Source organism: Stenotrophomonas sp. YJH_SMC_46 (genome assembly GCF_059370315.1).
The window spans coordinates 75,463-87,879 of the sequence record NZ_JCAFTO010000006.1 but is presented as its reverse complement, the minus strand read 5'-3'; the positions used below and the strand labels follow the sequence as shown (position 1 = coordinate 87,879).

General features: G+C 64.5%; 10 protein-coding genes and 6 tRNA genes. 1 reads left to right on the top strand and 15 read right to left on the bottom strand.

The annotated features are described in order from the left end of the window. Window positions 1-4: 4 nt before the first annotated feature. The 12 genes from AC5P8C_RS17955 to AC5P8C_RS17900 all read right to left on the bottom strand — a co-directional run bounded on the left by AC5P8C_RS17955 (window position 5) and on the right by AC5P8C_RS17900 (window position 8,393). Entirely contained in the window at window positions 5-277 is a 273-nt protein-coding gene (locus tag AC5P8C_RS17955) for an HU family DNA-binding protein (protein ID WP_005408270.1), read from the bottom strand. Between the two features lie 217 nt (window positions 278-494). Then, window positions 495-2,945 carry an endopeptidase La gene (gene lon / locus AC5P8C_RS17950; protein ID WP_019659526.1) on the bottom strand — a complete coding sequence of 817 codons (2,451 nt, stop codon included), beginning with the start codon at window positions 2,943-2,945 and terminating at the stop codon, window positions 495-497. 143 nt (window positions 2,946-3,088) lie between these two features. After that, complete coding sequence (gene clpX, locus AC5P8C_RS17945; RefSeq protein WP_019659527.1) at window positions 3,089-4,378, bottom strand: ATP-dependent Clp protease ATP-binding subunit ClpX; 1,290 nt, start codon at window positions 4,376-4,378, stop codon at window positions 3,089-3,091. Between the two features lie 126 nt (window positions 4,379-4,504). Beyond that, complete coding sequence (gene clpP, locus AC5P8C_RS17940) at window positions 4,505-5,131, bottom strand: ATP-dependent Clp endopeptidase proteolytic subunit ClpP (RefSeq protein WP_019659528.1); 627 nt, start codon at window positions 5,129-5,131, stop codon at window positions 4,505-4,507. Between the two features lie 74 nt (window positions 5,132-5,205). Next, a complete protein-coding gene (gene tig, locus AC5P8C_RS17935; protein ID WP_019659529.1) occupies window positions 5,206-6,501 on the bottom strand; it encodes a trigger factor in 1,296 nt (431 codons plus the stop codon). 188 nt (window positions 6,502-6,689) lie between these two features. Then, window positions 6,690-6,774: transfer RNA gene (locus AC5P8C_RS17930), tRNA-Leu, on the bottom strand. Window positions 6,775-6,908: 134 nt separating this feature from the next. Beyond that, the gene (locus AC5P8C_RS17925) at window positions 6,909-7,277 is read right to left on the bottom strand and encodes a hypothetical protein (RefSeq protein ID WP_019659530.1); all 369 of its coding nucleotides are present in this window, start codon (window positions 7,275-7,277) and stop codon (window positions 6,909-6,911) included. A gap of 248 nt (window positions 7,278-7,525) precedes the next feature. Next, window positions 7,526-7,601, bottom strand: a tRNA-Lys gene (locus AC5P8C_RS17920). A 196-nt stretch (window positions 7,602-7,797) separates the two neighbouring features. After that, window positions 7,798-7,873 (bottom strand) — tRNA-Lys (locus AC5P8C_RS17915). Window positions 7,874-7,952: 79 nt separating this feature from the next. Continuing rightward, window positions 7,953-8,029 (bottom strand) — tRNA-His (locus tag AC5P8C_RS17910). 171 nt (window positions 8,030-8,200) lie between these two features. Further along, a tRNA-Arg gene (locus AC5P8C_RS17905) sits at window positions 8,201-8,277 on the bottom strand. 39 nt (window positions 8,278-8,316) lie between these two features. Continuing rightward, window positions 8,317-8,393 (bottom strand) — tRNA-Pro (locus AC5P8C_RS17900). A 181-nt stretch (window positions 8,394-8,574) separates the two neighbouring features. Here AC5P8C_RS17900 and AC5P8C_RS17895 point away from each other — a divergent pair. Further along, complete coding sequence (locus AC5P8C_RS17895) at window positions 8,575-9,333, top strand: Bax inhibitor-1/YccA family protein (RefSeq protein ID WP_019659531.1); 759 nt, start codon at window positions 8,575-8,577, stop codon at window positions 9,331-9,333. 78 nt (window positions 9,334-9,411) lie between these two features. Here AC5P8C_RS17895 and AC5P8C_RS17890 read toward each other — a convergent pair whose 3' ends face one another. From AC5P8C_RS17890 to AC5P8C_RS17880, 3 genes are all read right to left on the bottom strand, one after another. Then, on the bottom strand, window positions 9,412-10,320 hold the full coding sequence (locus tag AC5P8C_RS17890) for a LysR family transcriptional regulator (RefSeq protein WP_019659532.1): 909 nt from the start codon (window positions 10,318-10,320) through the stop codon (window positions 9,412-9,414). A 53-nt stretch (window positions 10,321-10,373) separates the two neighbouring features. Continuing rightward, window positions 10,374-11,117, bottom strand: a complete 744-nt coding sequence (locus AC5P8C_RS17885) for a cysteine hydrolase family protein (RefSeq protein ID WP_019659533.1) — start codon at window positions 11,115-11,117, stop codon at window positions 10,374-10,376. Between the two features lie 200 nt (window positions 11,118-11,317). After that, window positions 11,318-12,322: an isocitrate dehydrogenase gene (locus tag AC5P8C_RS17880; protein WP_019659534.1), complete on the bottom strand. Its 1,005-nt coding sequence runs from the start codon at window positions 12,320-12,322 to the stop codon at window positions 11,318-11,320. Between the last annotated feature and the right edge of the window lie 95 nt (window positions 12,323-12,417).

The following is a 12,417-nucleotide window of genomic DNA, read 5'->3' as shown; positions in this document are numbered from 1 at the left end:
CCGCTTAGTTTACAGCATCCTTCAGAGCCTTGCCAGCCTTGAACGACGGATTCTTCGAAGCAGCGATCTTGATGGTGTCGCCGGTCTTCGGGTTGCGGCCGGTGCGGGCAGCACGGTCGCGGACCTGGAAGGTACCGAAGCCAACCAGGGTGACCGCATCGCCGTCCTTCAGCGCCTTGGTGATGGCAGCAACGACGGCATCGACAGCGCGGCTGGACTCGGCCTTGGTCAGGTCCGCAGCTTCAGCAACGGCATCGATCAATTCGGTCTTGTTCATTCTCTACAACTCCTTTGGCGGTGGGTTCCGCTTATTCGACAGGGAAGCAACCGCACGCCTTCTGCATGCGGCCGCCATGTGGAAACGGTTCGCCGATTCAGTCATCGCTGACAGCGATCACTCATTCGCGAGTGCTGCTTTTATACCAGTGGCCCTACCCCCACGCAAGCTGGAAAGCCAGCAACGACGCGGGTTTCGGGCCATTGGACGGTGCGCGTCAATGCTTGACGCGCGCACTTCCACTCGGTTTGGCCTTGCTGCGCACCGTGACACGCTGCGCACTCTTGCGTGCCTTCTTCGGTGCCAACGGGCGCTCCAACGCCAGGTCCAGCACTTCCTCGATGTACTTCACCGGCACGATCTGCAGATCGCGGGTAACGTTTGCCGGAATGTCTGCAAGGTCCTTGCGGTTCTCTTCCGGAATGATGACCGTGCGGATGCCGCCCCGCAATGCGGCCAGCAGCTTTTCCTTCAAGCCGCCGATGGCGGTGACACGGCCACGCAGGGTGATCTCACCGGTCATCGCCACGTCGGCACGCACCGGCACCTTGGTCAGCATCGATACCAGCGAGGTGACCATCGCCGCGCCGGCACTCGGGCCGTCCTTCGGCGTAGCGCCATCGGGCACGTGCAGGTGCACGTCGTGCTTCTGCAGGAAGTCGCTGTCGATGCCGAAGCCCACGGCGCGCGAACGCACCACCGACAGCGCGGCCGACGCCGATTCCTTCATTACGTTGCCGAGCTGGCCGGTCAGGATCAGCTGGCCCTTGCCCGGCACCAGCGTCGATTCGATCTGCAGCAGGTCGCCACCGACCTCGGTCCAGGCCAGGCCGGTGACCAGGCCGATCTCGTTCTCTTCCTCGGCACGGCCGAAGTCGAAGCGACGCACGCCCAGGTACTTGTCCAGGTTCTTGCTGGACACATTGACCAGCGCCTTGGGCTTCTTCGCGCCCTTCTTCGCCTTCACCGGCTGCGGGCCGGCCAGCGCGATCTCCTTCACCACCTTGCGGCAGATCTTGGCGATCTCGCGTTCCAGGTTGCGCACGCCCGATTCGCGCGTGTAGTAGCGCACGATGTCCTGGATGGCGTCACTGCCGATCTCCAGTTCTTCCGGCTGCAGGCCGTTGGCCTTGACCTGCTTGGGCACCAGGTAACGGGTGGCGATGTTGAGCTTCTCGTCCTCGGTGTAGCCGGGGATGCGGATCACTTCCATGCGGTCCAGCAGCGGGCCGGGAATGTTGAGCGAGTTCGAGGTGGCCACGAACATCACTTCGGACAGGTCCAGGTCCACTTCCAGGTAGTGATCGTTGAACGCGTTGTTCTGCTCCGGGTCGAGCACCTCCAGCAGCGCCGACGACGGATCGCCACGGAAGTCCATCGACATCTTGTCGATCTCGTCCAGCACGAACAGCGGGTTCTTGCTGCCAACCTTGTTGAGGTTCTGCACGATGCGGCCCGGCATCGAACCGACGTAGGTACGGCGGTGGCCACGGATCTCGGCCTCGTCACGCACGCCGCCCAGCGACATGCGCACGAACTTGCGGTTGGTGGCCTTGGCGATGGACTGGCCCAGCGAGGTCTTGCCCACGCCCGGCGGCCCGACCAGGCACAGGATGGGGCCCTTCATCTGCTTCACGCGCGACTGCACCGCCAGGTATTCAAGGATGCGCTCCTTGACCTTCTCCAGGCCGTAGTGATCGGCATCGAGGGTGTCCTGCGCCACCTTCAGGTCCTTGCGCACCTTGCTGCGCTTCTTCCACGGCACGCCCAGCAGCCACTCCAGGTAGTTGCGCACGACGGCGGCTTCAGCCGACATCGGCGACATCTGCTTGAGCTTGTTCAGTTCATTGCGCGCCTTGACTTCAACCGCCTTCGGCATGCCGGCCTCAGCAATCTTGCGGGCCAGTTCTTCCAGCTCGCCCGGCGCGTCGTCCAGGTCACCCAGTTCCTTCTGGATGGCCTTCATCTGTTCGTTGAGGTAGTACTCGCGCTGGCTCTTCTCCATCTGCGACTTCACGCGGCCGCGGATGCGCTTCTCCATCTGCTGCACGTCGATCTCGCCGTCGACCAGGCCGACCAGCATCTCCAGGCGGTCACCGACGGCCAGCGTTTCCAGCAGGCGCTGCTTGTCGGCCAGGCGCACGCTGATGTGCGCAGCGATGGTGTCGGCCAGGCGCGCCGGCTCATCGATGCCCGACAGCGTCTGCAGCAGCTCCGGCGGCAGCTTGCGGTTGGTCTTCACGTACTGCTCGAACAGCGACATCAGCGAGCGGGCGATGGCCTCGACCTCGCGCGCTTCGCGCTCGTCAGTGGCCTCGATCTCCACCGCCTGGCCGTGCAGCGAGCCGTTGCGCTCGTCGACGTGGGTGACCTGCACGCGCGACAGGCCTTCGACCAGCACCTTGATGGTGCCGTCGGGCAGCTTCAGCAGCTGCAGCACCTGCGCCAGCGTGCCGACCTGGTAGAGGTCGGCCGCATGCGGGTCGTCGGTCTCGGCCGACTTCTGCGCCAGCAGCAGGATGCGCTTGTCTGCCTCCATTGCCTGTTCGAGCGCGTGCATGGACTTGTCACGGCCGACGAACAGCGGGATGACCATGTGCGGGAACACCACTACGTCGCGCAGCGGCAGGACCGGCAGGTCGAGGGTTTCACTTGGGGAACGGGCCATGGGGGCTCCAGGGAAGGGGGAAAACCGCCTCCGGGAGGGCATCTTCCGGAGACAAAAAAAGCCGATGGCCCCGTTATGGGGCCATCGGCTTTCAGATGCAAGGCATTCCTTGAAAATCCTTTCCAATCAACAACCTGGAAGGATCACTCGGCGCCTGCGGCCTTCTGTTCAGGGGCCGCCGGGGTCTGGTAGATCAGGTACGGCTCGGACTTGTGCTCGATCACCGATTCGTCCACGACCACCTTGCTGACGTTCTCCTGCGACGGCAGGTCATACATGGTGTCCAGCAGGACCGATTCGACGATCGTGCGCAGGCCGCGGGCGCCGGTCTTGCGCTTGAGCGCCTTCTTGGCGATGGCCGACAGTGCGTCCGGACGGAACTCCAGCTCCACGTTTTCCATCTCGAACAGCTTCTTGAACTGCTTGGTGATGGCGTTCTTCGGCTCGGTGAGGATCTTGATCAGGGCCGGCTCATCCAGCTCCTCGAGGGTCGCGACCACCGGCAGGCGGCCGACGAACTCGGGAATCAGGCCGAACTTGATCAGGTCTTCCGGCTCGACCTCAGCCAGCACCTTGCCCACTTCCTGCTTGCGCTCGCTGCTCTTCACCTTGGCACCGAAGCCGATGCTGCCGATGTCGGTGGAACGGGCCTGGATGACCTTGTCCAGCCCGGCGAACGCGCCGCCGCAGATGAACAGGATGTTCTTGGTGTCCACCTGCAGGAATTCCTGCTGCGGATGCTTGCGGCCGCCCTGCGGCGGGACGCTGGCCACGGTGCCTTCGATCAGCTTCAGCAGGGCCTGCTGCACGCCTTCGCCGGATACATCGCGGGTGATCGACGGGTTCTCGCTCTTGCGCGAGATCTTGTCGATTTCATCGATGTAGACGATGCCCTGCTGCGCCTTCTCGACATCGTAGTCGCACTTCTGCAGCAGCTTCTGGATGATGTTCTCCACATCCTCGCCCACGTAACCGGCTTCGGTCAGCGTGGTGGCGTCGGCCATGGTGAACGGCACGTTGAGCAGGCGGGCCAGGGTTTCGGCCAGCAGCGTCTTGCCCGAACCGGTCGGGCCGACCAGCAGGATGTTCGACTTCGCCAGTTCGACGTCGTCGTTCTTCTGCCGGCTCTCGATGCGCTTGTAGTGGTTGTAGACGGCCACGGCCAGGGTGCGCTTGGCGCGGTTCTGGCCGATCACGTACTGGTCGAGGACCTCGAGGATCTCGCGCGGCTTGGGCAGCGAACTGCGTGCCGACTGCGCCTTCTCCTCAAGCTCCTCACGGATGATGTCGTTGCACAGCTCCACGCACTCATCGCAGATGAATACGCTCGGACCCGCAATCAGCTTGCGCACTTCATGCTGGCTCTTGCCGCAGAAAGAGCAGTAGAGGATCTTGCCGGTGTCCGTGGAACGACCTTGGCGGTCTTCGCTCATGCTTCGCTTACCCAGTTACCCCACCCGCTGAACGGGGGTTCGATTCGAGAATAGCACAGGGCCGAGGGGACACCAGTCCCGCCCGACCCTGCAGGAACGGGGCCTCCATGGCCCCGTGAAGGCCGGTCAACCGGCCTGGATCGACTCATCCGGACGACGCTCCAGGACCTGGTCGACCAGACCGTAGGCCTGCGCCTCGAAGGCGCTCTTGAAGTTGTCGCGCTCGGTGTCGCGGGCGATCGTCTCCAGCGACTGGCCGGTGTGCTTGGCCAGGATCTCGTTCAGGCGCGAACGCAGGGTCAGGATCTCTCGCGCATGGATGTCGATGTCGGTGGCCTGCCCCTGGTAGCCACCCAGCGGCTGGTGGATCATCACGCGCGAGTTCGGCAGCGCGTAGCGCTTGCCGGCTTCGCCCGCGGCCAGCAGCAGGGCGCCCATGGAGGCGGCCTGGCCGATGCAGGTGGTGCTCACATTCGGCTTGATGTACTGCATGGTGTCGTAGATCGCCATGCCGGCGGTGACCACGCCACCCGGCGAGTTGATGTAGATGTTGATGTCCTTTTCCGGGTTTTCCGATTCCAGGAACAGCAACTGCGCCACCACCACGTTGGCCATGTGATCGTCGATCGGGCCCACGAGGAAGATCAGACGCTCCTTCAACAGGCGCGAATAGATGTCGTAGGCACGCTCGCCGCGGCTGGTCTGCTCGACCACCATCGGAACCAGGTTCAGGGCTTTGGTTCGGTTGTCCATTACGTGAGGTACCTATCTTGGGGGGCAACAACCCCGCGCCGGCAAAGGCGCGGGGCATCCGGTGATCCGCCGGCTTACTGGCGGATCGCGTCCTGGAACGAGAGCTTCTCTTCGGTGTGCTGGGCACGCTCGGCGATCCAGTCGATCACCTGCTCTTCCATCACACGGTTCTGCAGGCCAGACATCAGCTGGGGGTCGTTGCGGTACATCTCAATGACCTGCTCCGGCTCTTCGTAGGTCGAAGCGATCAGACGCATCGTTTCGTTCAGGCGCTTGGCTTCCAGGCGCAGGTCGTTGATGCGGGCCACTTCACCGACCAGCAGGCCGACCAGCACGCGCTTGGCGGCAGCGTCCTTGAAGCCTTCGTGGGCATCGGCCGGGATCTCGCCGACGTTCTGGCCGTTGCGGCGCAGCTGCTCGACCTGCTGGGCCAGCATGGCGCGGGCTTCGTTCTCGACCAGGCGCGGCGGCATTTCGACCGACGAGTAGGCCGCGATCAGCTGCTCGCCGACTTCACGGCGCAGGCGGTTCATCAGCGCGCCCTTCAGCTCACGCTCCAGGTTGGCGCGGATGTCGCTGCGGAACTGCGCGACGTCGCCACCCTTCACGCCGAAGCTCTTGATGAAGGCTTCGTCGACCGCCGGCACGACCGGCTCGGACACTTCGGCAACCTTGACGGTGACCTGCACGGTCTTGCCGGCCAGCACCGGCACGCGCCAATCAGCCGGGAACTCGACGTCCAGGGTCTTCTCTTCGCCCTTGGCCAGGCCGACCAGGCCCTTTTCGATGGTGTCGAACATCATGCCCTGGCCGAGAACGATCGAGCCCTTCTCGGTGCCCTCGGCCGGCAGGCGCTCTTCGCCGGCCTGCGACCAGGTTTCCACCGCGACCAGGTCGCCTTCCTGTGCACCACGGCTGACCGGGGCCCAGGTACGACGCTGGTTCTGCAGGTTCTCGATCATCTGGTCGATGTCGGCTTCGGTGATCTCGGCGGTGTGACGCACGACGGTCAGCTTGCTGACGTCGATGTCGCCGAAGTCCGGCACCACTTCCACGGTGGCCACGAAGGAGAATTCACCCTCGTCGCCCTTGTCGATGCGCGGGCTGCCGACGACGCGCAGGTCGTGCTCGCGCACGGCCGCGTCGAAGGTTTCGCGCAGCAGGCCGTCCAGCGCCTCGCCACGGACCTGCGCGCCGAAGCGCTGCTCGATCACCTTGGCCGGCACCTTGCCCGGACGGAACCCCTTGATGCGGGTGGTACGGGCGATTTCGCCCAAGCGGCCGGCGATGTGGCTCTGCAGACGCTCTTCCGGCAGCGAGAAGCTCAGGCGGCGTTCCAGGTTGCCGGTGGATTCGATCGAAGCTTGCATGTTGACTCCTGCCACCGGTGGCCCACGCCCCCGGCTCGATGATTGGGATGAAACGGTTGTAAGGACGCGACGTCTGGGACGCGCCTGCTTGCCGCAGCCCTTTAGTTTCGCCCAATTCGGCCTGCACTGCCAGCGCGTGCCGGTCAAGGGGCGCAGATGGCCCGATCAGGGCGGGGACAGGCCGGCACTGGTGCGAAAGGGGGGACTCGAACCCCCACGCCTTGCGGCACTGGAACCTAAATCCAGGGCGTCTACCAATTCCGCCACTTTCGCGTGGCCGGCTCAGGCGTTCATTGTCGCAGGCGATGGCAGGAATCGGAAGGCCTGCACAAAACTGAACATGGCGATCGCGCGGCGCGCGCGTTGGACCACCCCGGGGAGCGCAAGCTGATCCGGGGTGGCAGGGTTCACTGCTGCGGCCTGGCCTTGGCCGGCGCCGTATCGGACCCAGACTCGGCCGCAGGATCCACCTTGCGGATCTCCACGCCCCCGTCTTCGGTGCGCCGCAGTGCCGCCGACTCCGGCGTGGCCTTGCGCACGTCCACCGAACCATCCGCATTGCGCTGCACGTCCACCGCGTCGGGCAGGGCCTCCCCTTCCGCGGGCTGAGCCGGCTGCATCTGCATTGCCTCACCCACCGGGCGCGCCGGAGCGCTCTCGGTGCCAGCATCGCGTTCGACGGTCTGCGCGGGATCGTTGGCCGGCGTACAGGCCGCCAGTGCCAGCAACGCGAAGGGAACCCACAGCGTGCGGTGCAATCGATTGATATCAGCCATCAACATCTTCCTTCGTGCATGCGCCACTGGCGCGGAAGATCCATTGGGTGCGATACAGGACGCGACGCGGTGAGAAGCAGCGCACAGCATTGAAAACACTGATGACGCGTATGCCCCTGATTTCAGCATCGCTTCAGTAGATCCACGCCATTCATGGATGACGTGCGGCCGGGCGTGCAGGCATCCGCACGCTCAACCCGGCGCGCAGACAAGAAAAAAGCCACTTGGCGAACCAAGTGGCTTTCGTCTGGTGGGCTGTCAAGGATTCGAACCTTGGACCTATTGATTAAGAGTCAACTGCTCTACCAACTGAGCTAACAGCCCGAAATCGGGGCGCGAATTATGACCCGATCCGCTCGGTGGGTGCAAGCACTTTTTTCAACGCCGTTGAAACCAGCACTGCGATCCCGCTGCCGTTGCAGATCCGCGCCGAGCGGGGCCTGCAACGCGTGATCCATCCAAATGAAGGAGTCACACTTATAAGAAAAAAGCCACCTGGCGTACCAGGTGGCTTCTGTCTTGGTGGGCCGTCAAGGATTCGAACCTTGGACCTATTGATTAAGAGTCAACTGCTCTACCAACTGAGCTAACGGCCCGTGAAACTCAGACGCACATTGTAGCGTGCATTCTTCTTATTGCAATACCGTTTCGGCTGCGCCGGCACGGTTGAAACAGTGGGGTGGCTGAGGGGATTCGAACCCCCGACCACCGGAATCACAATCCGGTACTCTAACCAACTGAGCTACAGCCACCACTGAAACGCTTGTTCCTGCCGATGCGGCTGGCGACGGAACTTGAAACCTTTGCCTGGAGACTGTCACCGAAGTTCCGGTCCGCCGAAGCGAGTCCGATATTCTGGTGGAGTCTTTACGCTTTTGCAAGCACTTCTTCACATCGGCCGATGCGATCCCGTTACTCGCCGATGGCGCGCCCGACAGGAATCGAACCTGTAACCGCCGGCTTAGAAGGCCGGTGCTCTATCCAGTTGAGCTACGGGCGCCCGAACCGGAACGGTGTCCAATCCGACGTGACGTGGGATTGGTCGGGGTAGAGGGATTCGAACCCCCGACATCCTGCTCCCAAAGCAGGCGCGCTACCAGACTGCGCTATACCCCGGTCTTGCAATCCCCTCGGGCCAGGCCCGGGGAGTCGTTCATTGTGGCCAAGCACATCGTGAGCTGTCAACGCAGGCGAGACCAGCCATGAAACCGCCACGGCGCCATGCGTGGTCATCGGCTATGCTCGCAGACATCGGCCGGACGGCCGTCCCGACCTTTCATTCGCACGGAGAACACGCATGCGCAGCGGCAATCCGGCTCTTTCCGAGTCGACCTTCCTCGACCTCGCCAGCGGCTCGGTGGTGACCAGCCCCGACCAGGCAATGACCCTCAACGGCACCGTCAACAAGACCGGCTTCCTGTTGCTGTTGACCGTGCTGACGGCCGCTTTCGCCTGGAACCAGACCATCGATGACTACGGCCAGGTCATGGCCGGAGCCAAGCTGTATGCCATGGGCGGCGCCATCGGCGGCCTCGTGCTGGCGCTGATCACCGTCTTCAAGAAGGAATGGTCGCCGGTCACCGCGCCGATGTACGCGCTGGTGGAAGGCCTGTTCCTCGGCGCCATCTCGGCCGTGTTCAACGCCAAGTTCCCCGGCATCGTATACCAGGCCGTGCTGCTGACCTTCGGCACCCTGTTCGCGCTGCTGTTCGCGTACCGCAGCGGCCTGATCAAGGCCACCGAGAACTTCAAGCTGGGCGTGATCGCGGCCACTGGCGGCATCGCCCTGCTCTACCTGGCCTCGTTCGTGCTGGGCTTCTTCAACATCAACGTGCCGGTGATCCATGACTCCGGCTGGCTGGGCATCGCCTTCAGCCTGTTCGTGGTGGTCGTGGCCGCGCTGAATCTGGTGCTGGACTTCGACTTCATCGAGACCGGTGTCGCCCAGCGCGCGCCGAAGTACATGGAGTGGTATGGCGCATTCGGCCTGATGGTGACCCTGGTCTGGCTATATGTGGAGTTCCTGCGCCTGCTGTCGAAGATCCAGCAGCGCTGAACCGGATAGAGCCATAAACGACAAAGGGCGCCTTCTGGGCGCCCTTTTCTCTTTGTTACGCATCGCTGCATTTCCCGGCTAGCCAGTCGCGCCCACCTGTGCAGCGTAGTGCGCCGCAAGGTGCTCGACCAGCGCGCGCACTTTCGGCGCCAGCGCCCGCGCATGCGGATACAGCGCGAAGTAGCGCCGCTGCCCGGCGTGCCAGGCGGGCAGCACACGGATCAAACGACCGGCGCGCAGGTCTTCCTGCACGGTCAGTGCGGTGAACAGGCTGATGCCCATGCCCGCCAGCGCGGCGGCATACAGCGCCGGCGTTGCATCCACCCGCAGGCGTTGCCCGGCCTCGATGCTCGCGCTGGCGCCGCGCGGCCCCTGCAGCTGCCAGGGCGACATCGCCGCTGCAGGACTGAACCCCAGCAGCGCGTGCTGCGCAAGGTCCGACGGCTGACGCGGCAGGCCATGACGCGCCAGGTAGGCCGGTGCGGCGACCAGGATGCGCGGGCAGCTGGCCAGCTCGCGCGCGACCAGCTGGCTGTCCGGTAGCGAGGCTGCAATACGCAGCGCCAGGTCGAAGCCACCACCGACGACATCGACGAGCTGATCATCGGCCGACAGATCCAGCGCGACCTGCGGGTAGCGCTGCAGGAAGGACGGCAACCAATGCGGCAGCTCCTGGCTGGCCACCACCTGCGGCACGCTGATCCGCACCCTGCCACGGGGTTGCGCCTGCCCGGCGCGGGCACGATCGTCCGCCTCCTGCAGGCGGTCCAGCAGCGTTGCCGCCTCGCGATAGTAGTCGCGCCCGGCCTCGGTCAATGACAGCCGGCGGCTGTTGCGATCGAGCAAGCGAACCTGCAGATGTTCTTCCAGCTGGCGCAACTGCCGTGACATCGCCGAGTGGGTGGTTCCCAGGCGTTCAGCGGCCGCGGTGAAACTGCCCGCGTCAACGATGGCGCGCAGCGCACGCAGGGCGGCGAAGTGATCCATCGGCTAGTGGCTCCACGTTGCGGTGCCCACGGCATGCGGGCCCCGCCAGCTTATCAAGCGCCGTCGCCAGCCTTGCGCACCGGCAACGCCAGGATCGCGTCGGTACTCATGACATCCCCGAACGCGTCTTCGATCTGCGCCAGCGAGGCGTCATGCAGCGCGCGATGGCCGATGCGCTGGCCACCGGCCAGGTCCAGGTCGCGGCTGGCGCTGGCGTCGGACGAGACGATCACCCGGTAGCCACGTGGTGCGGCCGCTGCGTCGCGCGCAGCACCGGCGACGCAGGCATGGGTCTGCAGGCCGGTGACGATAAGGGTGTCGATACCGGCATGCTTCAGCACCGTGTCGAGCACCGCGGCCGAGCTGCCAGCGAACACGCTGACGTTGTCCTTCTGCACCACGGTCTCGCCCTTGCGCGGCTGCAGGTCGCGATGGAAGTCGGCATTGACGCTACCCAGCGCGAACAGCGGTGCGCCGGCCGGCAACACATGCTGCACGTGGATCACGCGGATGCCGTGGGCATCGGCGAACGCGACCACCCGCTTGGCCTGGCGCAGTGCGGCCACGCCATCGGGAATGACCATGCGGCCACCGGCGAAGCCCGGCGCGGCGCTGGCGTCGAAGTACTCGTTCTGGAAGTCGATCACCAACACCGCAGTCTTCGCCGCATCCAGCGAGGCCGCGACCGGCGCGCCCGCCATATGGCGGATGGTGGGATGGGCCGGCTCGGCGGCGACGACCGGAGTGGTGACGGCCATGCCGATCAGGCTGGCCAGGCCGAAGGCGGTGAGGTTCATGGGAGGGTTCCTGTGCGGTGGGTGTGGGGCACAGGATGCGGAGCGATTGGCGCACGAACCAGCCGTGCGGGGGCACATGACCTGTGCGAAAACCGCACAACCGATCATTCCGTCATCCACGCATGGCGTGGATCTACCGGAAAACGCAACGGGGCGCCCGAAGGCGCCCCGCTGGGATCCAACCGAGGCCGACCGGCCGCTTACAGGCGGCTGGCGATGGCCTTGGCGAAGCTCATGGTGGTGCCGGTGCCGCCCAGGTCGCCGGTCAGCGAGTCCTTGGCTTCCATGGTCGCCACGATGGCCTTGCGCAGGCGCTCGGCATTTTCCGGCTGGCCGACGTGGTCCAGCATCTGCGCGGCTGCCAGCAGCAGCGCACACGGATTGGCCTTGCCCTGGCCGGCGATGTCCGGCGCGGTGCCGTGCACGGCTTCGAAGATCGCCGCATCCTTGCCGATGTTGGCACCCGGGGCCAGGCCCAGGCCGCCGACGAGGCCGGCGCACAGGTCGGAGATGATGTCGCCGAACAGGTTGGTGGTGACGATCACGTCGAACTGTTCCGGACGCATCACCAGCTGCATGCAGCAGTTGTCGACGATCATTTCCTGGAATTCGATGTCCGGGTACTGCGCGGCCACTTCACGGGCGACGTTCAGGAACAGGCCCGAGGTCGACTTGATGATGTTGGCCTTGTGCACGGCGGTGACCTTCTTGCGGCCGGTGCTCTTGGCCAGCTCGAAGGCGTAGCGCACGATGCGCTCGGAGCCCTTGCGGGTGATGCGGGTGCCGGAGAACGCGGTCTCGCCGTCGGCAGACACTTCTTGGCCTTCGGCCAGGTAGGCACCTTCGGTGTTCTCACGAACGGTGATCAGGTCGACGTTGTCGAAACGCGACTTGGTGTTCGGGAAGGTGTGGGCCGGACGCACGTTGGCGTACAGATCGAAATGGCGGCGCAGGCTGACGTTGATCGAGGTGAAGCCACCACCGACCGGGGTGGTCAGCGGGCTCTTCAGCGCGACCTTGTTGCGCGCGATCGATTCCAGGGTCACCGCCGGCATCAGGTCGCCGTGCTTTTCCAGGGCCACCAGGCCGGCGTCAGCGTCTTCGTACTCCAGGCCAGTCTTGAGCTGGTCGAGCACGAACAGGGTGGCGTCCATGATTTCCGGGCCAATGCCGTCGCCGCGGATGACCGTAATTTTCTGCGTCATTGATCGATGTTCCGAACAGGGGGAAAAACGCCGTCCGGACGTGCCCGGAAACGCCGGCGCAAAGGAAGTTTCACCGGCAATTATGCCTGAGCCGG

Coding starts and splice junctions, on each gene's coding strand:
- lon (WP_019659526.1), bottom strand. CDS start 2,945: ATGGCCCGTTCCCCAAGTGAAACCCTCGACCTGCCGGTCCTGCCGCTG.
- AC5P8C_RS17885 (WP_019659533.1), bottom strand. CDS start 11,117: ATGAACCTCACCGCCTTCGGCCTGGCCAGCCTGATCGGCATGGCCGTC.
- clpP (WP_019659528.1), bottom strand. CDS start 5,131: ATGGACAACCGAACCAAAGCCCTGAACCTGGTTCCGATGGTGGTCGAG.
- AC5P8C_RS17955 (WP_005408270.1), bottom strand. CDS start 277: ATGAACAAGACCGAATTGATCGATGCCGTTGCTGAAGCTGCGGACCTG.
- tig (WP_019659529.1), bottom strand. CDS start 6,501: ATGCAAGCTTCGATCGAATCCACCGGCAACCTGGAACGCCGCCTGAGC.
- AC5P8C_RS17925 (WP_019659530.1), bottom strand. CDS start 7,277: ATGGCTGATATCAATCGATTGCACCGCACGCTGTGGGTTCCCTTCGCG.
- AC5P8C_RS17895 (WP_019659531.1), top strand. CDS start 8,575: ATGCGCAGCGGCAATCCGGCTCTTTCCGAGTCGACCTTCCTCGACCTC.
- AC5P8C_RS17890 (WP_019659532.1), bottom strand. CDS start 10,320: ATGGATCACTTCGCCGCCCTGCGTGCGCTGCGCGCCATCGTTGACGCG.
- AC5P8C_RS17880 (WP_019659534.1), bottom strand. CDS start 12,322: ATGACGCAGAAAATTACGGTCATCCGCGGCGACGGCATTGGCCCGGAA.
- clpX (WP_019659527.1), bottom strand. CDS start 4,378: ATGAGCGAAGACCGCCAAGGTCGTTCCACGGACACCGGCAAGATCCTC.